This is a genomic window from Pseudoalteromonas shioyasakiensis (assembly GCF_024518675.1).
Classification (GTDB): domain Bacteria; phylum Pseudomonadota; class Gammaproteobacteria; order Enterobacterales; family Alteromonadaceae; genus Pseudoalteromonas; species Pseudoalteromonas shioyasakiensis_B.
Window position 1 is genome coordinate 661,257 of sequence record NZ_JANIGL010000003.1, and the last position, 22,908, is coordinate 684,164.

Annotated in this window: 15 protein-coding genes and 2 pseudogenes; 6 read left to right on the forward strand and 11 right to left on the reverse strand. The window is 42.3% G+C overall.

What is annotated here, in order from left to right:
- The first annotated feature begins 212 nt into the window (after positions 1-212).
- Positions 213-2,915: a TonB-dependent receptor domain-containing protein gene (locus NQT69_RS12380; protein WP_306174049.1), complete on the forward strand. Its 2,703-nt coding sequence runs from the start codon at positions 213-215 to the stop codon at positions 2,913-2,915.
- Between the two features lie 81 nt (positions 2,916-2,996).
- Here the strand turns inward: NQT69_RS12380 and NQT69_RS12385 are convergent, their stop codons facing one another.
- A complete protein-coding gene (locus NQT69_RS12385) occupies positions 2,997-3,902 on the reverse strand; it encodes a DMT family transporter (RefSeq protein WP_256827975.1) in 906 nt (301 codons plus the stop codon).
- A 58-nt stretch (positions 3,903-3,960) separates the two neighbouring features.
- Here NQT69_RS12385 and NQT69_RS12390 point away from each other — a divergent pair, with 58 nt between their 5' ends.
- Complete coding sequence (locus tag NQT69_RS12390; protein ID WP_256827976.1) at positions 3,961-4,497, forward strand: TetR/AcrR family transcriptional regulator; 537 nt, start codon at positions 3,961-3,963, stop codon at positions 4,495-4,497.
- 49 nt (positions 4,498-4,546) lie between these two features.
- On the opposite strand, the gene NQT69_RS12395 is transcribed toward NQT69_RS12390, so the two are convergent.
- Positions 4,547-5,392: an SMP-30/gluconolactonase/LRE family protein gene (locus NQT69_RS12395; protein WP_256827977.1), complete on the reverse strand. Its 846-nt coding sequence runs from the start codon at positions 5,390-5,392 to the stop codon at positions 4,547-4,549.
- A gap of 12 nt (positions 5,393-5,404) precedes the next feature.
- Positions 5,405-5,833 (reverse strand): hypothetical protein, encoded by a 429-nt coding sequence (locus tag NQT69_RS12400; RefSeq protein WP_256827978.1) that lies wholly within the window; start codon positions 5,831-5,833, stop codon positions 5,405-5,407.
- A 228-nt stretch (positions 5,834-6,061) separates the two neighbouring features.
- On the opposite strand from NQT69_RS12400, the gene NQT69_RS12405 reads away from it, so the two are divergent.
- Together NQT69_RS12405 and NQT69_RS12410 are read left to right on the forward strand one after the other, a co-directional pair.
- On the forward strand, positions 6,062-7,093 hold the full coding sequence (locus NQT69_RS12405) for an NADP-dependent oxidoreductase (RefSeq protein ID WP_256827979.1): 1,032 nt from the start codon (positions 6,062-6,064) through the stop codon (positions 7,091-7,093).
- A 45-nt stretch (positions 7,094-7,138) separates the two neighbouring features.
- Positions 7,139-7,756 carry a glutathione S-transferase family protein gene (locus NQT69_RS12410; RefSeq protein WP_256827980.1) on the forward strand — a complete coding sequence of 206 codons (618 nt, stop codon included), beginning with the start codon at positions 7,139-7,141 and terminating at the stop codon, positions 7,754-7,756.
- A 444-nt stretch (positions 7,757-8,200) separates the two neighbouring features.
- On the opposite strand, the pseudogene NQT69_RS19510 reads toward NQT69_RS12410, so the two are convergent.
- The 4 genes and pseudogenes from NQT69_RS19510 to NQT69_RS12420 form a co-directional block, all read right to left on the reverse strand.
- Positions 8,201-8,291 (reverse strand): annotated as a pseudogene (locus NQT69_RS19510) (YkgJ family cysteine cluster protein); the annotation flags it as partial.
- Positions 8,292-8,371: 80 nt separating this feature from the next.
- A pseudogene (locus tag NQT69_RS19515) lies at positions 8,372-8,470 on the reverse strand (YkgJ family cysteine cluster protein); the annotation flags it as partial.
- A 218-nt stretch (positions 8,471-8,688) separates the two neighbouring features.
- Positions 8,689-9,009, reverse strand: coding sequence for a YkgJ family cysteine cluster protein (locus tag NQT69_RS12415; RefSeq protein ID WP_256827981.1), 321 nt, complete (start codon positions 9,007-9,009; stop codon positions 8,689-8,691).
- A gap of 45 nt (positions 9,010-9,054) precedes the next feature.
- On the reverse strand, positions 9,055-10,992 hold the full coding sequence (locus tag NQT69_RS12420; RefSeq protein WP_256827982.1) for a RecQ family ATP-dependent DNA helicase: 1,938 nt from the start codon (positions 10,990-10,992) through the stop codon (positions 9,055-9,057).
- 222 nt (positions 10,993-11,214) lie between these two features.
- On the opposite strand from NQT69_RS12420, the gene NQT69_RS12425 reads away from it, so the two are divergent.
- Positions 11,215-12,519 carry an NAD(P)/FAD-dependent oxidoreductase gene (locus tag NQT69_RS12425; RefSeq protein WP_256827983.1) on the forward strand — a complete coding sequence of 435 codons (1,305 nt, stop codon included), beginning with the start codon at positions 11,215-11,217 and terminating at the stop codon, positions 12,517-12,519.
- Between the two features lie 100 nt (positions 12,520-12,619).
- Positions 12,620-14,125, forward strand: a complete 1,506-nt coding sequence (locus tag NQT69_RS12430; protein ID WP_256827984.1) for a phospholipase effector Tle1 domain-containing protein — start codon at positions 12,620-12,622, stop codon at positions 14,123-14,125.
- Here the strand turns inward: NQT69_RS12430 and NQT69_RS12435 are convergent.
- From NQT69_RS12435 to NQT69_RS12450, 4 genes are all read right to left on the reverse strand, one after another.
- The gene (locus NQT69_RS12435; RefSeq protein WP_256827985.1) at positions 14,122-14,829 is read right to left on the reverse strand and encodes a substrate-binding periplasmic protein; all 708 of its coding nucleotides are present in this window, start codon (positions 14,827-14,829) and stop codon (positions 14,122-14,124) included. The genes NQT69_RS12430 and NQT69_RS12435 overlap by 4 nt on opposite strands.
- 181 nt (positions 14,830-15,010) lie before the next feature.
- Positions 15,011-17,644, reverse strand: coding sequence for a glycosyl hydrolase family 18 protein (locus tag NQT69_RS12440; RefSeq protein ID WP_256827986.1), 2,634 nt, complete (start codon positions 17,642-17,644; stop codon positions 15,011-15,013).
- 68 nt (positions 17,645-17,712) lie between these two features.
- Positions 17,713-19,317: a lytic polysaccharide monooxygenase gene (locus NQT69_RS12445; RefSeq protein WP_256827987.1), complete on the reverse strand. Its 1,605-nt coding sequence runs from the start codon at positions 19,315-19,317 to the stop codon at positions 17,713-17,715.
- 65 nt (positions 19,318-19,382) lie between these two features.
- The gene (locus NQT69_RS12450) at positions 19,383-22,559 is read right to left on the reverse strand and encodes a glycosyl hydrolase family 18 protein (RefSeq protein WP_256827988.1); all 3,177 of its coding nucleotides are present in this window, start codon (positions 22,557-22,559) and stop codon (positions 19,383-19,385) included.
- Positions 22,560-22,908 lie beyond the last annotated feature (349 nt).

The window sequence follows — 22,908 nt, forward strand, 5'->3', positions numbered from 1 at the left end:
TATATTAATAACTAATAATTTGCAGAGTCACAAGGAATACTTTATACCTTTACAAACCACAAATAAAGAATAATTATTTGCAATGCATATGAAAATGCTTTAAAACTAAACAACCACATAAAATGTGCCGACAACGACAACAACCTATAATAGCAAACATAATGACGGGAATGATAATGAAACACTGCAAATCTAAATCCTTACGCCCACTCATGTTACTTTCACCCATTGCCCTGGCGCTGGGAGCAACCAGCCCCAATTTATTAGCTGCAGAGCAAGAAGTTGCGAAAAAGAAACCTGAAGTGATCACAGTTACCGGCTCGCGAATTCAACGAACAGAGCTGGTTTCAAGCAGTCCAGTTGTAAGCGTCGATGAAGAGCAGATTCATCTTGATCGTGCGGTTAATGTTGAAGATATCACAGCAAAACTACCACAAGCTGCAGCTGGCGCAAATAGTACAGGTGCAACTGTGGGTGATTCATTTGGCTCTTCTACAATCGATTTACGTGGCCTTGGTCAAAACCGAACCTTAGTTTTAATAGATGGTACCCGTGCAGTGCCTTTTAGTTTTCGTAACTCCGTTGATGTTAATACTATTCCAGCTGGCCTAATAAAACGAGTAGATGTGCTTACCGGTGGCGCGGCAGCGGTCTATGGCGCTGATGCGGTTGCTGGTGTTGTAAATTTTGTACTTGATGATGATTTTACAGGTGCAGAATTCTCAAGTAGCTACGAAACAGCTGATGGGGGTAATGAAAAGCTCAATTTTGAAGCTATTTTTGGTGGTGACATTGCTGATGGCAATGGCCATATAACCGGTTATATTGGCTACTCTGAACGTAAAGAGTTACTAGCTGGCGAACGAGATTGGGCGCTTGAGAACAGTACCTCTATGATCAATAGCGGTGGCTACTATACTGATATTGCTTCTGGCAGTAGCCTTGCAATTGACGACGCAGGGCAAGTGGTTTCCGATCGCCAAACCAGTGATTACACCGCTGATCGTTACTTAACCCAACCTATGGAGCGATTTTCGGCCGGATTATTATTCGACGTTGATGTAGCCGACAGTGCGATAGCTTATGGCCGCGCTATGTATTCAAAAGTGACCGCAAACGGCGCAGGTGCCAGTGGTCAAACACCTATCTTTGTTAATGAGCAAGTGACACTCACTCAAGATAATCAATATATCCCTGATGAATTGCGCCAACAACTGACGTTTGATGAACAAGGCAATGCACTGGTTAATGTTGAGCGAAACTTAGGGCTTGGAGTACAAAATACCGAAGCGGTTCGCGATTCTCTGCAATTCCAGTTAGGGCTAAAAGGCGATATAAACGACTATTTACGTTACGATATTTACGGTCAATATGGCCAAACCGATGAAGTTGCGACCCTTTATAATAATGCTTATAAAGTTGATAGCAGTGGCAATAGTCGCTTTGCAAGTATGGCTAATAGTATGGATATTTTTGATCCAAACTTAGACTTATCAGGCTTTAGCGACCCACTACTTTATACCACCCGAGAGCGTACTCAAAGTGTGTTTGCGGCTACATTATCTGGTGATTCAAGCGCTCTTTTTGAACTTCCAGCAGGCTATGTAGACTTTGCTATTGGCTATGAATACCGAAAAGAAACCGGTAAGCAAACTCCAGGGGATGCATTTAGAAATGGCACTAGCTTTGCCTCTGTTAGCGCATTTGATATGGACGCATGGTTTGACAGTAGCGAATTTTACGCTGAAATATTAGTACCTATATTGGCCGACATGGCATTTGCTAAAGAGTTAAGCTTTGAAGGTGCATACCGCATTTCAGATTATTCAAACACCGAAGCTGAAGATACTTACAAGCTAGGTATAAACTGGGCAATTAACGATGATATACGTGTTCGCGCAAATAGACTAACCGCATTTAGAGCACCGAACTTAGGTGAGTTTGCTAGCCCTATTTCATCTCTTTCATTAGCTTTATTTGATCAAAATAGCGATCAATTTGTACCGCGTTTAGCCGGGCGCTATGATGGCGACCCATGCTTATTAGGCACTGGAGATGCCAGCCAATGTGCTGCATTTGGTGCACCAGCTGTAGGCACTGAGTTTGATACTAGCACTGCCGCATACACATATGGTGGTAACCCTGAAATTAAACCTGAACAGGCTGAATCAGACACCTTAGGAGTTGTTTATACTCCAAGCTATATTGAAGGATTTGATTTATCACTTGATTACTATAGTATTCGGGTTACCGACGCAGTTAGTCAAATTCAGCCCGGTGCCGCATTGCAAAGCTGTTACGTAGACGATCCTAATCCGAATAACCCGCTATGTGGCGCAGTATTACGCGATCCAAACACAGGGTTTATTAGCACAGCCATTGTTAATGACTTTAACCTTGCCGCCATCGAGCAAGCCGGTGTTGACCTAGCCGCTAATTATGTATTTGATGCACCAATGGACTTAGGTGGTCGCTTTAGACTTTCCTATCAAGCAAACTTTGTAACAAAACAAACCCGGCAAAATAACAGCACTGTCGCCACAATGGACTGTAAAGGCACATACGGTAGTGCTTGCTCAGGTGATTTCGCAAGTATCTTACAAGCCGATTATAAACATCGCGCCACATTTGACTGGCAACTCGATACCATGAACTTGCAATTAGGTTGGCGCAGAATTGGCGAAGTAGACTATGCTGTAGATAGAACAGAAACAATTGATGCACAAGATTACATGGATTTTGCCGCGTCATGGCAAGCAACAGATACAATAGCGCTAAACTTTGGTATTGATAACCTATTCGATAAAGAACCACCCACACCACAAATCGGTGCCAACCACTTCAACGCAGTAAGTGATTACAGTGTGATTGGCCGTACAGTGGGTGTTGCAGTACGCTATTCACCCGAGTTCTGATCCAGTTGCACATGCTGCACAGGATACCCCAAGCGCGCCCTGCCCGGCGCGCTTTTTATTGCTCATATCACTTTTCTCATATCACTTAGTTAAGCTGCACGGTTGTGTGGTTGCGGTGCTCTGATTTTTTGTCTTCATCAAGGTTAAATAAACACCAATCGCACTAATAGTTAAACCTAATATAGCTGGTATCGAAATTGCCTCATCAAACATGACCCACGCCCAGAGAGTTGTGACTGGTGGCGTTAAATAAATTAAACTCGACACCCGAGTTGCAGAACTTTTTGATAAGATCTGCCAATAAAGCCCGTAAGCGCCTAAGGTAGAAAATAGTATGAACCACACCACAGCATAAACAAAATTCAGGCTAATTTCAGGTACTAAGCCACCATTAAAATAGGCAAGCGGCATAAACAATACACTGGTAATTAAACATTGTATGGTGAGCGACGGCAATATCGTTACTTTACTCGGTCTAGCTTTTGCTACAAAGGTTGCAATTACGATACATATCATACTAAGCAAAGCTAAAGCATATGCAAGCAAAGGCGAATCGTTTAATCCACCGACCACAGTGACTGCTACACCAATAAAACCTAAGCAAAGACCAATCCATTGCTTTAAAACGACTCTCTCTGTCAACACAATACCAGCAAGTGCCGCGGTCACTATAGGCTGTAAAGACGCTATTAAAGCAGCGGTTCCAGGAGAGACGCCCATATCAATTGCTGCGATAATCGTTGCTAAATAGCCAAACATAGCAAAGCCGCCAATAACACATTGCAGCAGTAACTCCCGTTTATTTAGCTTTGCTAAAACTCTTATTGAAAAGGGCAGTAAGATGACTGACGTGAGCAAAAACCGCCAAAACAAAACGGTAAAAATTGAGCCAGTATTAGACGCTAGCGTCCCCCCGATAAAGCCAGAACTCCACGCTATAACCAAGCCTATTTCTAAAACCGGTATTGATTTTAATTTATTAAACACACTCACCTCAAAAGTAAAACGATCACTCTACTTGCAATGGTAGAGTGATCGTTTTACCATGTCAACTATGAACAAAACTCAAGAAAAGATAGCCACCGCTTTAGAAACTGCTTTCGCCCAACATGGCTTTGCAGAACAAGGTGTTGATGCGCTTAAAGAAGCCACAGGGGTAAGCCTAAGAACTCTGTATAAATACTGCCCTTCAAAAGAAGCAATGATAATCACTGCGCTTGAGTACCGTCACACTCGGTATTTAACCACTATTTTCAATTCGTTAAATGATAGTGATAGCCCTAAAGCTGAGCATATATTTAACCAAATAGAATTCTGGATGAGCGAATATGCACCTAACGGCTGTTTGTTCCACAATGCAGTGGCCGCCTATCCAAACAGTGAAGCTTTATCAGAGCTATTAGCGCGACATAAATTTGAGGTAGCCAATCACTTAGCTCAATCCCTAGATCTCAAAGGCTATGAAAATGAGTTATTACTCATACATGAGGGGTTGATGCAAAGCTGGCCTTTACTTGGTAATAAAGTATTCATCATTGCAAATAAATTAGTAAGTGGATACTTAGAAAATCGGAACCCGTAGATAAAGCGGCATTCGTGGGGCTTTATGGTATCCCACGAATAATTTTTTATTATAAATCAACCGCTTCTATCGCGCCGCGCTTTTGCATGGTAACAAACAGCTTTGTTTGCTCATCGTTAAACGCCACATTTGTTGGGTGTTGCCCCTTTAAGGTAAAAGTTTGCAATACTTTACCTGCAGGACTAATTTTTAATACCTTGCCTGCGCCGTAGCGGGCTACAAACAGATTACCCTGATTATCAACACGCATGCCGTCCATGCCATGGCTATCAAACTTAATTAATGACTGCTTATTACGAATGTTTAAATCACTATCAAGATCGTATTGCCAAATAACTCGCTGAACACTTTCATTAACGTAAAGTTTCGTATTGCTATTATTGACTGCCACACCATTGGTGGTGCCCATATTGTCTTCTAGTAATTGTGTGCTGCCATCAGCATTAATACGCCATAACTTCCCCGTACTGTTCGCCCAATTAGGATCGCTGGCAAACAAGGCGCCACGTTTGGTCATCGCAATATCATTGGGCTGATTCATGGTTTTATTATGGGCAAAAACCTCTATACTCAGGCTGTTAGCAGGTACTTTTAAAATATTGTGATTAACATAATCAGCTATATATAAATTACCTTGTTTATCAAACTGCAGGCCATTACCAACGCTGTCATTTGGTAACTTTAAAAACAAATTCGTTTTGCCAAGCTTATCGACTTTCCCTATGGTGCCTTGCTCTGCAAAATTCACAGCATATAGGTAACCTTTATAAAATACAGGCCCTTCAACCCCTTTTGTAAACGTATTCTCAGCGACAAAGTCAGTGCTGTTTTTTGCCAAGCTTACGCTACTAATTAAAAGTGCCGAAACGCTTAAAGTACTTATCAATGTTCTCATTTTATTCTCATCTTACTTTAAGTTATTACTGGTATAGATAGTCAAAATCGGATAATTCGACTCTCCAAATGAAAGGGTAAATGAACGTTGCTCACCATCATCTAGCTTAATAGCATCAGGGAATGAAAACGGTGACCTACGGCTACCATCAGCAAACAGCGCCATTATGTGATCACTTTCAAGGATCCGTGAACCTGATGCGTCATTACGTATTGTAACAACCGCAACTCGGCTGCCTTGCTCACTACTCATATGTACTGCATTAACAACATTAAAGTCACTATCTTTTGGTTTAATTTTTGCTTCATTATCAAATGCAAATTGCATCCCTTGTAACGAAACCTGATCAACTTTTTCAACTGATAGCACGTACTCATTAGCTTTAGCACTCACACTTGCCAGTACAAAACTTACTATAGCCAATATAAAGTATTTACTCATGTCATTCCTTGGCGTAATTTAAATGTCTATTTTTAACACAACTCGTTCCTCTTTTCGAGTAAGACTCCTGTTGCAGCTATGCAATAGTGATTGCCTGTACAGAAATAAACTAATGATTGAATTACAGCCTTAGTGCCCTAACCTCTATTTTATACTCAACACGCAGGCTGAGTATTTTGCTTTACAGCCGCACATTACAACGTATACCACCATAAACACGGAGATTTTATGAACAATGTAGAGAACAGACAGTTAACATTAGCATCACGCCCCCATGGCGCTCCTACAAATGAGAATTTTTCGCTTAAAACCGAACAATTACCGGCCATACAGCAAGGTGAAGTATTATTGCGTACAATTTACCTATCACTTGACCCTTATATGCGTGGGCGCATGAGTGATGCAAAATCATATGCTGATCCGGTTGAAGTTGGTGATGTAATGGTCGGCGCAACTGTGTGCCAAATTGAGCAATCAAATAACGATCAATTTGCCGTCGGTGATTGGGTACTGGCTTATACTGGTTGGCAAGAATATGCGATTTCAAATGGTGAAGGTTTAATGCCATTAGGTAAAGAGCCGAGTAACCCTTCTTATGCATTAGGTATTATGGGCATGCCAGGTTTTACGGCTTATATGGGGTTATTAGATATTGGCGCACCTAAAGAGGGTGAAACTGTCGTGGTAGCAGCCGCAACAGGCCCGGTTGGCGCTACAGTTGGGCAAATAGCAAAGATCAAAGGCTGCAAAATAGTAGGCGTTGCTGGAGGGAGCGAAAAGTGCCAGTACGCTGTTGATAAACTTGGTTTTGATGCCTGTATAGATCACCATAGCAATGACTTTGCAGAGCAATTAGCTGCAGCGTGCGACGCAGGAATTGATGTTTATTACGAAAATGTGGGCGGTAAAGTGTTTGACGCCGTATTACCATTACTTAACACCGCGGCACGTGTGCCATTATGTGGTTTAGTGTCACAGTATAATGCGACCGAATTACCACAAGGCCCAGATAGAATGGGCGCTTTAATGGGGCAAATACTCACTAAGCGTATAAAAATGCAAGGCTTCATTATCTTTGATGATTACGGTCATCGCTACGATGAGTTTGCCAATGATATGCAAAAATGGCTAAGTGAAGGAAAAGTTCAATATCGTGAGCACCTCGTAACCGGACTTGAAAACACAGTATCGGCCTTTAACGATATGCTCAACGGTAAAAACTTTGGTAAAACCGTCGTACAAGTAAATCAGCCGCTTTAATTTTATTTTTCGTGCGCAGCACATGCTGCGCTAAAAAGGATACCCATGATTAAATTGCATCATCTAAATAAATCGCGCTCAAAGCGTATTATTTGGTTACTTGAAGAGCTCGATGTTGATTATGACATTATTGCCTACCACAGAAATACTGAAACCTTCTTAGCCCCTGACGAGCTAAAACAAGTTCATCCTCTTGGTAAATCACCGGTTATTGAAGATAACGGCCAAGTTATTGCTGAATCAGGTGCTATTACTGACTATTTAATTACTCAATATGGCAATGGTAAATTTGCGCCAGAGCGTGATAGCAAAGAGTATGTTGAGTATCAGCAATGGCTTCATTTTGCCGAAAGTTCGGCAATTTTGCCTCTACTATTAAAAATGTTTATACAAAAAGATGGCTGTAAAACTAACTTTATAGCTGATTACGCTGAGAACGAAGCAGGAAAGATATTAAGTTATATTAATCAACAATTAAAAGGTAAACAGTACTTAATTGGCGAGCAACTGACCGGCGCAGATTTTATGATGTCATTTGTGATTGAAAAAGTGGCCGAAAGTGGCGCAACGAGTCATTTCCCGGAAATAGCTCGTTATTTAGCGCAATTACAATCCCATGAAAAATATCACACAGCTAATGAGCTTGAAGAAAAATACGGTTAACCCTGTATTCCTGCTATACAAAGGGGTGTAAAGCCCCTTTACATCCCACTTCGTAAGTTTATATTAGCCACTCTGTGGAACCTCACTTAATGCTACTTCAAATTTGCCGCACAAATACAACAAAGACACCCACCACACAAATACAACAAAGACACCCACCATAAATCGACAATAAAAGTGCCGGTTATTTATACCCTTTTCTCTTTAGAGTTAGGAGATCTACAATTAGGCAGACGCCCACTAACAATTAGGCAGACACCCACTGTAATTCAAGTAACGAAACTAAATAACAAAGACACCCATGTTAAATCATGAAACTTACTTCGCACTACGCCAACTAACTTATATACCAGCAATGTCGCGCTAGGTGATGCACTCGTCTGAGAAATAACAAAGACACCCATGTTAAAATCATGAAACTTACTTTTCACTACGGCAACTAACTTATATACCAGCGATGTCGCGCTCGGTGATGCACTCGCCTGAGGCCATTTCAAATTTGCGGCAATTTAAGCGGGCGGTTTTCGTAAATTGAGGAAACAAAAAAATAACTAAGGAAATAACTAAGACACCCACTTTAAATCATGAAACTTACTTTTCACTACGGCAACTAACTTATATACCTGCGATGTCGCGCTCGGTGATGCACTCGTCTGAGGCCATTTCAAATTCGCGGCATATAAACGGGCGGTTTTCGTAAATTGAGGAAACAATAAAATAACTAAGACACCCATGTTAAATCATGAAACTTACTTCGCACTACGCCAACTAACTTATATACCAGCGATGTCACGCTCGGTGATGCACTCGCCTGACGCCATTTCAAATTTGCGGCAATTTAAGCGGGCGGTTTTCGTAAATTGAGGAAACAAAAAAATAACTAAGACACCCATGTTAAATCATGAAACTTACTTCGCACTATGCCAACTAACTTATATACCTGCGATATCGCGCTCGGTGATGCACTCGTCTGATGCCATTTCAAATTCGCGGCATATAAGCGGGCGGTTTTCGTAAATTGAGCACATTAAGGTATTACGGTCGAGCGCTTGACACCAGCCATCATCAGCACGCTTCATCACTTCGCTGCCCCATTTATCATATGCAATATAATGAAAAGGTACGCCGGTATCGGTAAGTATTTGTACTTCTAGCTGGCAACAGCATGCTTGGCAATTACTGCATGTAATTGGCTCACTTGAAGTCGTGATCTCTGTAACTGGAATGTGTTTGGGAGTAACAATGTGGGGCATAGAGGCTTACTTTTAAGAATAAGCCTCTAGCATACCTGAGTGAGTTTATCGTGCCAGTAATTTCGCTTTTATTTCACTGTAGCGCTGCTGCTCGCATAGTCCAAAACCACTGAGTTGGCGCACTTTATTACGGGTAAATAACGGTACACTCATCCCCGCTAAAAACCGGTATTGGGTTTCAACTCCCACATTCTCAACTCCTTTACTGGCAAGGTGATTCATAAACTCATCAACTTTTTGATAAATAACCTCATCAGCAACAAAGTCGTGAGTTTGAGAATATTCAAGCGTGACAGCCTTGCCACGACAAACCGAACAATGTCCGCATTGCTCTGGCGCTTGCTGATCGTCAAAATAGCGAGCAAGGTTATAGCTTAAGCAAGTTTTTAACTCAAAAAAACGAATTAGAGCACCAATGCGCTTGATTTCAGCTTGTTCTTTATCAACAAAGTAATGATGTAATTGCTGTGCAAGTTCCGGGTTATTTATTACCTCGCTATGAACATCATAAACCTGCGTGATCCGTTTTGTTTCAAGGGCAATAAGGTTTTTCTCAGCAAGGTAATCAAGTGCTGCAACCACACGTTTTCTATCCACTTGAGCCGCTTGAGTCAAGGCATCAAAGTTTAAAGTTCCCCATATTTTTTTAAACTGCGTATGGCTAAATATCAAATTTAAGAATGCTTGGCGCGGCGCATCGAAATGCTCAAGGAGCTGTGATTTATCAACCAAAAACTTATATTTAAAATCAGCATAATAAGCATAGAGTGGTGTCACTGCGCCTTGCATTTCAAGTTGTACTAATAAGGTTTTAAGCGCTAACTGGCGAATGTTGCTGTCACTTGAAAGACTGTACTCCTGCATTTCCCATTGTTGATTTGCATTTTGATGCTGGCGAATATCATTTATTACATGCTCAATCCCACTAAGTTCAGGTGTGTCGCCATAAACAAAATTCTCAACAGTATTCAAACCATCCAAGTTTGCTAAAGTAAAACAATTCGAAGGCTGCCCATCACGCCCTGCACGGCCGATTTCCTGGCTGTAATTTTCAATCGATTTAGGTAAATCATAATGAATCACAAAGCGAATATCCGATTTATCAACCCCCATGCCAAAAGCGATGGTTGCCACCACGACATTAATTTTACCCGCCATAAAATCATCTTGAATACTGTAACGTAGGGTATCTTCAAGCCCCGCATGATAAGCTACAGCTTGCAATCCCTGGCGGCTAAGGGTTTCAGCCACTTGCTCTGCCGTATGCTGTAGCGTTACATACACAATGCCGGGGCCCTGTTGTTCGCGCACTATGTCAGTGAGAGTACGGTTTTTTTCAGCCGTTTTAACACTCAGTACCGATAAATCTAAATTGGCCCGATAAAACCCAGTTTGCACTATGCACTGCGGTGCAATTGCAAAACGCTCGCTCATATCGCGTTTCACTTTTCTGGTGGCTGTGGCTGTTAATAACAAAACTAATGGAATATTTAGCTCTTGGCGATAACGAGGCAACTTTAAATAATCAGGCCTAAAGTTATGGCCCCACTCAGAAATACAGTGTGCTTCATCAACCACCAGCATTGAAATAGCCACTTGATTAATAAATTCACGAAAGCGCTCATTTTTAAAACGCTCCACCGACACCATTAAAATTTTCACCTTACCTGCGCGCACATCACTCATTATAGTATGGCTCTGCTCTGCTGTTTGGCTCGAATCAAGGCTGGCGGCGTAAATACCTTTGTTATTTAAAAAACTAATTTGATCTTTCATCAAAGCCAATAAAGGTGAAACAACCAAGGTCAAATGAGGTAAATGCAATGCCGTTAATTGATAGCATAATGACTTACCAGATCCAGTTGGAAAAATAGCAAGCGAAGACTGATTATTTAAAAGTTGCTCTATTGTTTGTTGCTGGCCTTGGCGAAATTGGTTAAAGCCAAAGTGTTGCGAAAGTGAGGAAAGTAATTGTTCACTCATAATATTCCCTTAGTTTAAATTCCCTAATAAAGGAAATAGTAGTCGTAAATTTAACAGGTTGCCATCTTAACGTTTTTGCCCGTTGATTTCTTTGCCTTTGTTGCTGACAAACTCAGATAAAAGGCGCACAATAAAACCGTTGCCAAGGTATTGCCTTTATGGGCGCTATACCTAAGTAGTTTGCCCAGACTATTTAGGTATTCTACTTTTGAGGGCAACGTAATGATAACAACACATCCTAAAATCGTGATTATCGGTGGTGGTGCTGGCGGATTAGAGCTCGCGACCCAATTAGGACACAAACTAGGGAAAAAGAATCACGCAGATATCTTATTAATTGATAAAAACCGTACACATATTTGGAAGCCACTACTTCATGAAGTCGCGACTGGCTCTATTGATGCCGACTTAGACGGCGTTGTTTATTCTGCTCATGCTGCAAAACACCATTATAATTTTCAACTCGGTACCTTTTGTGACCTAAACAATACCGATAAAACCATTACTTTAAGCGCGCTAAATGATGAGCTTGGCCATCAAATTCTGCCTCAGCGCACTGTTCATTATGATTACCTAGTCATCGCTATTGGCAGTGTCAGTAACGACTTCAACACACCTGGTATTAAAGAACATTGTTTTTACCTTGATTCCAACCAACAAGCTGAACGCTTCCAGCATGCACTACTCGATAACTTTACCCGCTTACATCAAGACTACAACCCCCAACACGCGTTAGATATTGCCATTGTCGGTGGCGGCGCAACAGGTGTTGAGCTGTCTGCTGAGCTGTATCATGTATCTGATTTACTCAAACTATACGGTCTAACCAATATGTCGGCTAAGCGCTTGCATATACACTTAATTGAAGCTGGCCCACGCATATTACCCGCCTTACCAGAGCGAATAGCTAATTCAGCAAAACGCGAGCTATTAAAGTTAGGTGTAACCGTACGTGAAAACACCCAAGTTAAACAAGCCACTGAACAAGGTTTTATCACCAAAGACGATGAACATATAAATGCCGATATTATGGTTTGGGCCGCGGGAGTAAAAGCACCTGACTTTGTTAAAGAGCTGGGTATTTTTGAGCTGACTCGTAACAATCAAATCATAGTGAACGATTACTTACAAAGTAATGCTGATCAACATATTTATGTATTAGGTGATTGCTGCGCTTTTACTCAGCAAGACGGTAAACTCGTACCACCACGAGCTCAATCGGCCCATCAAATGGCACAGTGTGTTGAAAAGAACCTTATAGCAACACTACGCCAGCAGCCATTGAGCCAGTTTGAATATAACGATCATGGCTCTTTGGTTAATTTATCCCGTTACAGTACCGTAGGTAGTTTAATGGGTAACCTGACTAGCAGCAGCTTTTTCATCGAAGGCCGTATAGCGCGGTTTATGTATATTTCGCTCTATAGAATGCACCAACGAGCTATTCACGGTAGCGCAAAAACCTTTGCCTTATGGATCAGCGAAAAAGTACTGCGTGTCGTTAGGCCAAAAATGAAATTACATTAAACAATGTTATAGCAAAATAGTTAAGGGCAGTGCGCTGTATTGTCTTTAATTTTTAATATTTGCTGTGTAAAGTGAGACAAACCACATAAGGAATGATGCTATGACGGCTAAAACGCTGATTTTCAACTTTGATGGCACGGGTAATGAGCCCCGTGATGCAGAGCAATTCAGTTCTGATCACTTTAAAGAAGACGCCAGTATTTCTAATATCCTCAAATTACACCTTTTACTAGGTGGCTCTTTAAATAACGAACCCACGACTCGATTTGATAACCAACTCAGCTTTTATTTCCAAGGTATTGGCACTAAAGGCAGCCGTTTAAAGCGCTTATTAAATCAATCTATTGCTCCACGGGATGATGATGTAGCGAGTATTTTAAATCACGCAATCAGTGATTTTAAATCATACTATCAAACTGGTGATACCGTTTTGCTAACCGGCTTTAGCCGTGGTGCGGCTTTAGCTAGGCGCTTTGCAAAGTGCTTAGAGCCGTTCACCAATAATAATGTTTACTTATGTGTGTTTGATACTGTTGCGTCAATTGGCTTATCTAAAGTCACTAAGGCCACGCGCGGTGCAGAGCATGTTATTTTTGAAAACCACACCATTGCTAACAACCTTGAAAACGCTTTGCATTGTGTGGCATTGGATGAAAAACGTCGCGCCTTTGAGCCAACATTAATGAACCACCAGCCCAATGTGCAAGAAGTTTGGTTTGCTGGTGCTCATTCTGATATTGGTGGTGGCTATTATCGTGATGGGCTGGCAGATATATGCTTACGTTTTGCAATTGAATGGTTAATCGACCAAGCACTCTCGGTCAGCTTTGTCACCAGTGCACAGATAAACTATCAATCTCTTTTTCCTAGCACTGAAAATCCATTGATTGCACAAGATGATATGACTGTCACCCCTGATCCTCTTGCTCTAAGCCATCAACAAAACTACTTTTGGTTTAATCCTTTTTTCAAACTCGTGGATCGTGAATGCTGTGTTTTAGTTGATGAAGAGCAAAGTGATATACGCCCTTTAATACACCATAGTGTTGCTACCCGTATCCACCATTTAACCAGCTATCGTCCTGAGTCGTTAAAAAGTCTTGCTTATCAATTACTCTACGCCGATAAAAGCACACTTAACTTCACCGGGCTTAGCGACCATATTGCATTGCTTAATCAAAATATGTCAGTACTGCAGATTGGTCAAAGCCAAGACGTGGTCATTTATGCCGCAGAGCAATACAACGGCACAGGACTCATGCTGGAGCAAGGCGCAACTTATCGTTTTACCCCTGACCCTGAGCAATACTGGTACGATGATGGCGTAAAGTGTACGGCACTAGGCTGGAGTAGAGATAATGTACAACTTGGGGTAAAAGAAATACCAATGGCCCTGTTAGAACCTTTTAGGCGTTTACCTCATGCACCATGGTTTGCTTTAATTGGTGCTGTTAATAACAGCGATGATAACGCATTTGAAATTGCAGATGGCGGTGAATTTAAAATAGCTCACTCAGGCGAGTTTACACCGTTTGCCAATGACTTAATGCGCTTTTATGGCGCCAATGCAGGAAAGATCACAGTTCAGGTGACACGGCTTGGTTAAATAGCCGTCGTATACTCTGCAATTATATTTTCAATTTGGCCTGATAATTTGACAATGGCGTCATCTATTTTTTGACTTTGTGCCGTTGTCACCGTTTTCTTACTATACATAAAGTGAATTGGGTTATCATGCACAACATAGGGGTGCAGTTTTATCCCGGTCATTTGCTTTTGAGCTATAACGTATAACCCCGAGAGCTCATCATCAATCATAAAGTCAACGCGCTTTGCCTGTAGCATGTATATTCTTTGTTCAATCATTTTTACTTTTACAATTAAATTATTATAACTTGGTTGGCGAGTTAACTGTTCAAACTCTTGGCCATAATAGCCGCCGCTATTGATCACAAAAGTTTTGTTATTTGCCATCAAGCTAGCTAAATCCAACTCAGAAAGCTCATTGTCTTCATGCCAAAATAATCGCATTCGCTCATGTCGATACGCCAACGAAAAATGACTATACTGTGCTCTTTGCTTACTAAAACTTGCAGCTGGTAGCACATCAACGGTGCCTTTTTCCAGCTCTGCTAAGCCACGAATTGACGAAGGCAGCGCAATAAATTCAGCACAAAAACCAGCCTCAGTAAATACTTGGCGAGTTATTTCAATATCAATGCCACTAAAATCATTGCCATGTATCATAACGAAAGGTGGCCAAGGTTGGCCGATACCTACTTTTAATGTTTTATCGCAAGCAGTACCCATGGTGCTGATCAGCGCTAGTACCAAATAAAGATATTTAATAATGATTACCGAGCACTTAATTGTTAATAATTACAGTATGGAACATCCTTAGCAAAACACAAAAAAAGCAGCTAAAAAGCTGCTTTAAATGGGTAAGGGTACTTTAAATAGCTGCCTAGAAGTAGGCTAAGCAGCATTTACATTAAAGTAATTTCCATACGTCAGCTGAGCCCGGCTCATTTCCTTGAGTCCACCACTTAGCTTGGTATTTATTGCCGTTGTGAGAAACTTCATCACCACTGTTATAAACAGCTGATGACTGCCAAACAACACTGCCTGAGCCATCCACAGGTTGTGTTGTTGCTTCCCATACACCACCTAGATCAGGACGGTTACCTTGAGTCCACCATTTAGCTTTGTACTCAACACCGTTATAAATCACTACGTCGCCACCGACATAAACAGCACTTGCATCCCATGTATCGCCTGTAGGAGGAGTTGTAGTACCAGCATCAGTTACGGTTACAGTAAAGCTTTGGCTTGTTGTTAGTTCGCCATCGCTTACTGCCACCGAGACTGTAAGGTTAGTATCGGCATCAACATTACCAGCTTCTAGGCTAACGTTAGCCCCCGTTCCAACCTGTGTTAAACCAGCAGGCACAGTCCAAGTGTATGTTAGTGCATCGTTTTGCGCATCAGTTGCAACCACTGCAACAGCCACTGATGTACCTTCTTCAACGGTTACATCTGCAATCGCGTCAACACTCGGTGCTGTATTACCACCGCCTGTCGTTGGCGCAATAACATTTACTACAACATCACGGCTAACTGTCGCTTCGCCGTCCGATACTGCAACCGTTGCTACATATTGCGTATCTACGGTTACCGTTGGTGCAGTAATAGCTGCAGAAGCTGTATTTTGAGCTGAAAGAGTTAGCGCACTGTCACCAGTCCAGCTAAAGCTTAGCGGGTCGTTGTCAGCATCAGTTGCCGATGCTGTTACAGTGACCGTTTCGCCTGAATTAACAGAAACAGTGCTTGATACAGACAGTACTGGCTTTTTATTACTTGGTGGGTTAACCACACCACCTAAGCCATCATGCATTGCATTTAAGATATCGCCATTATCTGCATCGATTTCCCAAGCGAATAAACCACCTAGGTTATGCTCTTTAACATAGTTACCTTTCGCAATAACTGATTCAGGGCTATCGTAAGTGATCAACTTACCAGTAGAGCGGTTCCAAACATAAGCCGCTTGAGCTTGGTCGTCGTAGCCCACTTCAAAACCATTAATACCAGTGCCTGCAGCACCGATCATATGTGCTTTAACGCCTTTATAATCAATAACACCGTCTTCCCAAACACCTTGAGCAGTTGAGCCTGTTAATTTGCCATTACCTGGCGCAGTCATTGGGTTACCATCGATTGTAGCATTTTGCGGATAAACACCTTCCCAACCACGGCCATACATAGCGGCACCAACAACAATTTTCTTCGAAGGTACATTTTGCGCTAATAATAGTTGAACTGCGTTATCAGTTGTATAAGCAGGGCCTTTACGTGGCTCACCATTTTCGTCAAGGCCAGTACCATTACATTGGCCAGCACTCATATGCTCACCACAGTAAAGTGCTGTTTGGTGACCTGTTACGTTACTCCACGCGCCATAGAAATCATAAGTCATGGCAAAAATGTAATCCATATATTGGCTAGCCGCTTGGTAGTCAACATCTTCAATTTTGTCGTAACCGGCACCAATTGCTGATGTAAGCTCGTAGGTACGGCCTGTTTCAGCTTCAAGTTTATCAAGCATGGCACGCAGTTCTTGCATTAACGCAACATAAGCTGGGCCATCATTTACCGGATCGCCAATATCAGGGTTCGGGCCGTCACCACCAGGGAATTCCCAATCGATATCAACACCATCGTAGAACTTCCAGGTTCTTAAAAACTCTTCCATTGATGCAACAAAGGTGTCACGGTTTGCTTTATTAGTAAAACCACCAAATGGGTCTGATAATGTCCAACCACCGACTGATGGTAAGATTTTTAAATCAGGGTAACGCTGTTTTAGCGCCATTAACTGCGAATAAGTACCGCGGATAGGATCTTTTGCATCCACACCCGGTAACGATTTTTGCACAGCAGCCCAAGGATCATGAATAACCACTTCATAATCTGCAGAACCTGCACACGCAGTTTCTAATGCACGCTTAGGTCCACCTGTTAACGATGCGTTTTCACCACAAATTGGAATAAATCCATATAAAATATGGCTCAAGTTTTGAGCTGGCATATTGGTAACATCGTAATCACGACCGTAAATACCCCACTCAACAAAATAAGCACCGGTTACTAGCCCTTCTTTAGTCCCAATATCACGGTTATTTGGATCAACATCCATTGGCAACGGCGCTAAGTGACCACCGTCAGTATCGGCAATAACAATCGGCTTGCCTGCACTACGAGCACAGGTTGTCCCACCTTCACATAACTCAACATACATAGTATGACGGCCCGCTTTATCATACGGGAATGAAATAGTGCCAGTTTTTGCGCCAGCGCTTAGTGCACCTTCATTTACCAACATATCATCAAAGTAAACTTTGTAGCTATCACCACCGTCACCGCTCCACGCACTCCATTTAATATTGATAGTGACTTGCTCAACACGCGTTACAAGCTGCTTATATGAACCATTGCCTTCAAGATCTACTTCAACAAACGAATATTGTTGCGGCTCCCAGCTTATACTTGGGGTTGAAGGCGCTGCCGTTGCAGCACTGGCAAATAAAGCAACACCAATGGCTGCCGTTAACTGTTTAATATTCATATTTCTCTCTTATCCATTTTTTAATGTCATTATTTAATAAGTTTGAACTACAAAACTTAGAATGTTGGTTAAAGTTGAGTCCATACATTGGCTTGTCCTGGCGTATCACCCTGAGTCCACCATTTAGCGCGATAGCGCTGTCCTTGATACGTTACTTCGGCGCCCGCTTGGTAAGCTTTGCCGTTATTCCACACTGCACTAGAACCAGGTTGCGATGCAGCTTCCCATGCATTTGATGAATCAGGTTGCTGTCCTTGGTTCCACCATTTCGCGGTATAAACAATCCCATTGAAACTCGCTTTGTCATTTGCTCGGTAAATCGTGCTGCTATCCCATGCAGGGACCGTTGGATCAACCGGATCAACCACTGAGGTATCACTTACAGTGACTTTAAAGCTGGTTTGCGTAGATAATTGTCCATCAGATACCGACACCGAAACGGTGTAATCGGTATTTGCCGACACCTCGGGCGAGGTTAAATTGATATTTGCACCTGTACCGGTATAGCTAAGAGGAGCAGGCACAGACCAGCTGTAGGTTAGTTCGCTTTGTTCATCGTCAAAAGCATGTAGGTGTACTGCTGTACTGGTATTTTCATCAACCACTAAATCATCGGGTGTATGTACAATAGGAGCTGTATTGCTTGGTGCACCTTGTACACTTAAGGTATAACTGTAGTTTTCATTACTGCTGTATACTTGATTAGTCAGTACATCATTGGCATTAAATACCACGTCACCAGCTTGATTTTGCACGCCAATTTGCACTAAATGGGCGTAATCTAAATTAAGCTGTGCCGCGAGTTCCTGTTGCCAATTAGCTTGATTGTCGGTGGTTATTTTAACTTGCTGGTTAATCACCTCTTGACCTGTTTCGTCAAATAATCGGGCCCATACGGTATCACCAGCGACCGCATCTTGACCTTGGCGAACAAAATAACCCACACTTGTCCATGTATTAGGATCAGTCGGGCCGGCATCGCTAACAATGTTTATATCACTACAGTTATAAAAACCTTCGCCTACAACATCGTTACGTTGCCAGCGACTATACAAAATCGCCTCACCGCTGCGCCCTTGGGGGATCGCAACACTCATTTTGTAATAGCGCTTACCATCTGGATCTTTTATAACGTCGATATCACTGTGCTCTTGTACTAACTCAAGATCAGCCCAGGTCAATATGTCAGTCGCCGCGTTAAAACTAGGTTTGGTTAAATAAAACTGCCAAAAGCTTGGGTTATGTGGCGTCGCTGCTAAATAGCGAATCTGAATATCACCATTAGCATTTGGCACGACGTCACTGCGCTGCCAATGGGGCGACGGTAAATCCATCCCTCGTTTAGCATTGTCACCACCGGCGCAAAGTCGGCCATCTTGCACCGTTGCTTCTACCGCAGTTTGATTGAGGTAGTCAGGAACATTAGCCGAAAACTCAATGTCTTGTACAAACTGCACAGTACCTGATTCTAAAAACGCCGCACGGCACGCCAAATTAGGAATATTCGAGCCATCTTCTGGCCACCAATAACCACCATCGGCTTGGCAGATTGCCTGACGTGCTTTTGGGCTATCCATATAGCCATGAGCTTGCACTTGCGTTGGCATAATAGCGAGCAAAACCGTGCTTGCTACTGCCGATAATGAAAGTGTTTTTAACTTGATTGATGTCATTGTATTGTCCTTTAAAAGACTCAATGTGGGGTAAGTACATGCTTACCCCTTATTGTTATTTTGATTTACAGGCTACAACTTTTAGTCCAATCAGCCGTTGTACCTGGCTCTGAACTTGTCCACCACTTAGCTTTATAAACGCCGTTGTTATGAACCATTAAGTCTCCACCTGTGGCATGGCTTGGGTTACCTGCCCAGTCGGTTTGAGGGAAGTTTGGATAAACCGCAATATCAGCGATTGCTACACCTTCACACGTTCCAGAGGTATCTCCACCTGTACCGCCGCCAGTGTCACCACCGCCAGTACCTGGCGTAGCATCAGGAAGCATTGGGTATTCCGCTTTGAAAGCATACACTTTGCCGTCTTTTTCAATAGTGAAGTTACTCGGACCAGTAATTGGCATGTAGTACATCACTTGCGCATTCACTGTTGCACCAGCACTAAAGTCTTTCGGCTGACCGCCCCACTCATTGTTCAGTGTGATAGAGAAACGATGGAACTCATTTTCAAAACCACCAATGTTGTTGCCCGCAGCATTTGAGCCATTGACTTCAACAGCCATACCCAGCTTTTCTTGCGCATTCCAGTTTGATTTAAAAATAGCTGATGTTGAAACAGGCACATCAAACGAGATTTTTGCACCGCTTAAGTCAAGGTTTGAATTGTTGGTGAAAGCAAAGGTCGGGCTAATTGGGTAGTTATCATCACCAATTGGGAAGTTTTTCGCTTCAAATGTAATATCAACCGCTTCTGCTGGTACAGTAAAGTTAGGGTTACCGCCGTGTACGTCATACGCCACGCCACTTTGATTAAACTTGTCATACGCAAGTGAGGTCAAAGTAGAACCCATGAAGTATTCGCCTTTAGCCGAGTCATAATCATAATCCCCTGCTAATTCCCAGAACATGATACCGCCAAGGCCGTTGTTAATGACGTAATCAACTTTAGTCGCCATCGACTCTTCATCTTCAATCGATAAGAATACTTTTTTCTGGGCATTCCATAACCAAGGAGCAACGGCAACGCTGTCATAATGACGTGTATAAGTACCTGTTAGCTGATCATTTACATCGGTCTCTGGTGTTAAGCCATATACGCCTAGGTACGAACCTACAATGCCATTTTCAAGGTTTTTCACATGCCATAACGGGTTTGAACCGGCAGCCATTTCTTCACCGACATCGTTTTTGTCATGCCATAAGTTGTCGATGCCAACAGCACCATTACCGCATTTATTCTTCTCACCAACGCCTGTGCCTTTCGCACAATCAGCTTGATTAGGTAATGCCGCTTGGCCCCACAGACCATTCGTTCCGCCACTTACATCTTTAAAGCCACGGGTATAATACGGTAAACCAATATTGATACGACCTGCAGACATAGCACCACGGAAGTAACGCACCGCCCAATCCGTGTTTAAGTAACCAATACCTTCAAACTCTTTAGTACCGTATACGTTCCACTGCGCCAGCTCTGAATCTAAACCGGTATCAAATAGCGCGGCATTGTGACCAACATGTGAGTTCCATGCACCATGCAAGTCATACGACATAATATTTACATAATCGAGGTATTTAACAGTTTGGAACGTTTCCATACCACGTAGTAAATAACCTGATGACGGAGAAGCAATGGTTAATAAATAGTGTTTACCAGCAGCTTCACCAGCAATATCTAATTCTTCACGAAGCTTTTTCATCAGCACTTGATATGATGCGTTCAAACCTGCACGACGTGCATTTGAGATAGGAAAATCATCAGGGTGACCTGAATCATTCATTGAAGACGGGTACTCATAATCGATATCAACACCGTCAAAGCCATACTTTTCAATAAACTCAACCGAGCTCTTAGCAAATGCGTTAATGCCTACATGGTTAACCGAGCCATCAGCGTTTGTTGTCATAGTATAAAAACCACCACTTTCAACACGGCCAGTATCATCAAAATAACCACCCGTTTCAGCCCAGCCACCAACAGATACTAAGGTTTTTACATGTGGATGTTGTTTTTTATATTTGTTTAGTAGATTGAAGTGACCTTTATAAGCAAATTCAGGGTCCATTTCAGCGCCAACCACACCAGGCCATTCCATATTAGTCGCTGGGTTACCTGCGGCATTAGGATCGCCAATTGATACTTTATTGTTGGCATCAACATGGGCAAAGGCATAGTTGATATGGGTAATTTTATCCCATGGAATATCATTTACTAAGTAGCTTGGTTGGCCATTTGCGCCATTTCGCCAGCTGGTAAAGTAACCAATAACACGACGCGGGTGATCTACGCCCATGATCTCACGGCCATCTGCATCATATACAGTACAATACGGCGTGTTTACACCTGGAGTTTGATATAACCCCTGCGGGCGACAGTCAGTACCAGTTACGGGACCTGTGTTTTCTTCAACAACGGTTAACACTTTTGTCGTTTGCGCAGTTGCACCTTCATTATCAGTTACCGTCAAGGTAAAGGTTGCCTGGCCTAGCGCCGTTGCTTGCCATGCATAACTGCTTGCATCTGCACTGGCTTGATGAACATCAACACCATTAGCAGCAAAACTCAATGCCGTTACTTGTCCATCACTATCACTACCTGAAAGCGCAAATACCACTTGTGAGCCAACAATAAGTTGATCAGGTAAAGTACTAAACGAGATTGTCGCCACAGGCGCTTGATTAACAGGATCAACGATCACCGCATCAGACACACTAACCGTGTTTACAACTTCTGCAGAAGACGCACCTTTGTCGTCTGTTGCTACCGCACTAATTTGATGAGTTCCAGCAACGGCGTCCCAACTAGTGCTAAACGGTGCAGTGGTATCAACAGCCACTGAAGTTCCGTCAACAAAAAACTCAACACTCACCACAGACCCATCAGAGTCTGTTGCTTGCGCCGATATGACAACGCTGTCTTTATCGGCAAATTGAGAACCTTCTACGGGTGTCAAAGCAGTAACGCTTGGAATTTGATTTTCTGTGACAGCGCTGTCACAAACACCCAAATTTTTCCACTCTTGCCATTGGCCAGAATTCTCCACAGGGTTTGCTTGTGTCCACCATTTAGCTTCATACGCACTACCTTGCGCTTGAACTTGGCTTCCACCTGTATGAGTTTGGCCTACTTGCCAGGTTGTTAATGCACTGCAATCTACAGCTGCATGTGCATTTAAGCCTATCGCACTAAGTGATAAGGCACTTAGTTTGAAAGCATTTTTTATTATATTACGTGAGCTCATTTGCTCCTCCGCCCAGGGGTTAAAGAATAACATTTATTTTACATTCATAACCAAAATAAACACAACTTACCTATACGTCAACAAAAACGATCAAATAACAAGGTCAACAATGGCAAATAAACAATACAAAGAAATGACAAAAATAAAAACTAGTAACACTTTAGAGCTACTAAAAAACCACTTCGTGTAAAGAAGGGGTAATTTTGCATAGAAAAAATGAACACAAGGTTAATGGATGGTTAACCATGAAAATCAAGCAGTTCCTAGGTGTGTAACCATCTTTACGGGTACGTAAAGTGAGTTATCTGAACAAGAAGATGAATTATTGTAGGATATATAACCAAAAAAA

What these genes read in the sequence shown, in the direction of transcription:
- NQT69_RS12405 (WP_256827979.1), top strand. Translation starts at nt 6,062, where the DNA reads ATGAACAATGTAGAGAACAGACAGTTAACATTAGCATCACGCCCCCAT.
- NQT69_RS12435 (WP_256827985.1), bottom strand. Translation starts at nt 14,829, where the DNA reads ATGGGTACTGCTTGCGATAAAACATTAAAAGTAGGTATCGGCCAACCT.
- NQT69_RS12380 (WP_306174049.1), top strand. Translation starts at nt 213, where the DNA reads ATGTTACTTTCACCCATTGCCCTGGCGCTGGGAGCAACCAGCCCCAAT.
- NQT69_RS12415 (WP_256827981.1), bottom strand. Translation starts at nt 9,009, where the DNA reads ATGCCCCACATTGTTACTCCCAAACACATTCCAGTTACAGAGATCACG.
- NQT69_RS12400 (WP_256827978.1), bottom strand. Translation starts at nt 5,833, where the DNA reads ATGAGTAAATACTTTATATTGGCTATAGTAAGTTTTGTACTGGCAAGT.
- NQT69_RS12410 (WP_256827980.1), top strand. Translation starts at nt 7,139, where the DNA reads ATGATTAAATTGCATCATCTAAATAAATCGCGCTCAAAGCGTATTATT.
- NQT69_RS12420 (WP_256827982.1), bottom strand. Translation starts at nt 10,992, where the DNA reads ATGAGTGAACAATTACTTTCCTCACTTTCGCAACACTTTGGCTTTAAC.
- NQT69_RS12430 (WP_256827984.1), top strand. Translation starts at nt 12,620, where the DNA reads ATGACGGCTAAAACGCTGATTTTCAACTTTGATGGCACGGGTAATGAG.
- NQT69_RS12445 (WP_256827987.1), bottom strand. Translation starts at nt 19,317, where the DNA reads ATGACATCAATCAAGTTAAAAACACTTTCATTATCGGCAGTAGCAAGC.
- NQT69_RS12390 (WP_256827976.1), top strand. Translation starts at nt 3,961, where the DNA reads ATGTCAACTATGAACAAAACTCAAGAAAAGATAGCCACCGCTTTAGAA.
- NQT69_RS12425 (WP_256827983.1), top strand. Translation starts at nt 11,215, where the DNA reads ATGATAACAACACATCCTAAAATCGTGATTATCGGTGGTGGTGCTGGC.
- NQT69_RS12450 (WP_256827988.1), bottom strand. Translation starts at nt 22,559, where the DNA reads ATGAGCTCACGTAATATAATAAAAAATGCTTTCAAACTAAGTGCCTTA.
- NQT69_RS12440 (WP_256827986.1), bottom strand. Translation starts at nt 17,644, where the DNA reads ATGAATATTAAACAGTTAACGGCAGCCATTGGTGTTGCTTTATTTGCC.
- NQT69_RS12395 (WP_256827977.1), bottom strand. Translation starts at nt 5,392, where the DNA reads ATGAGAACATTGATAAGTACTTTAAGCGTTTCGGCACTTTTAATTAGT.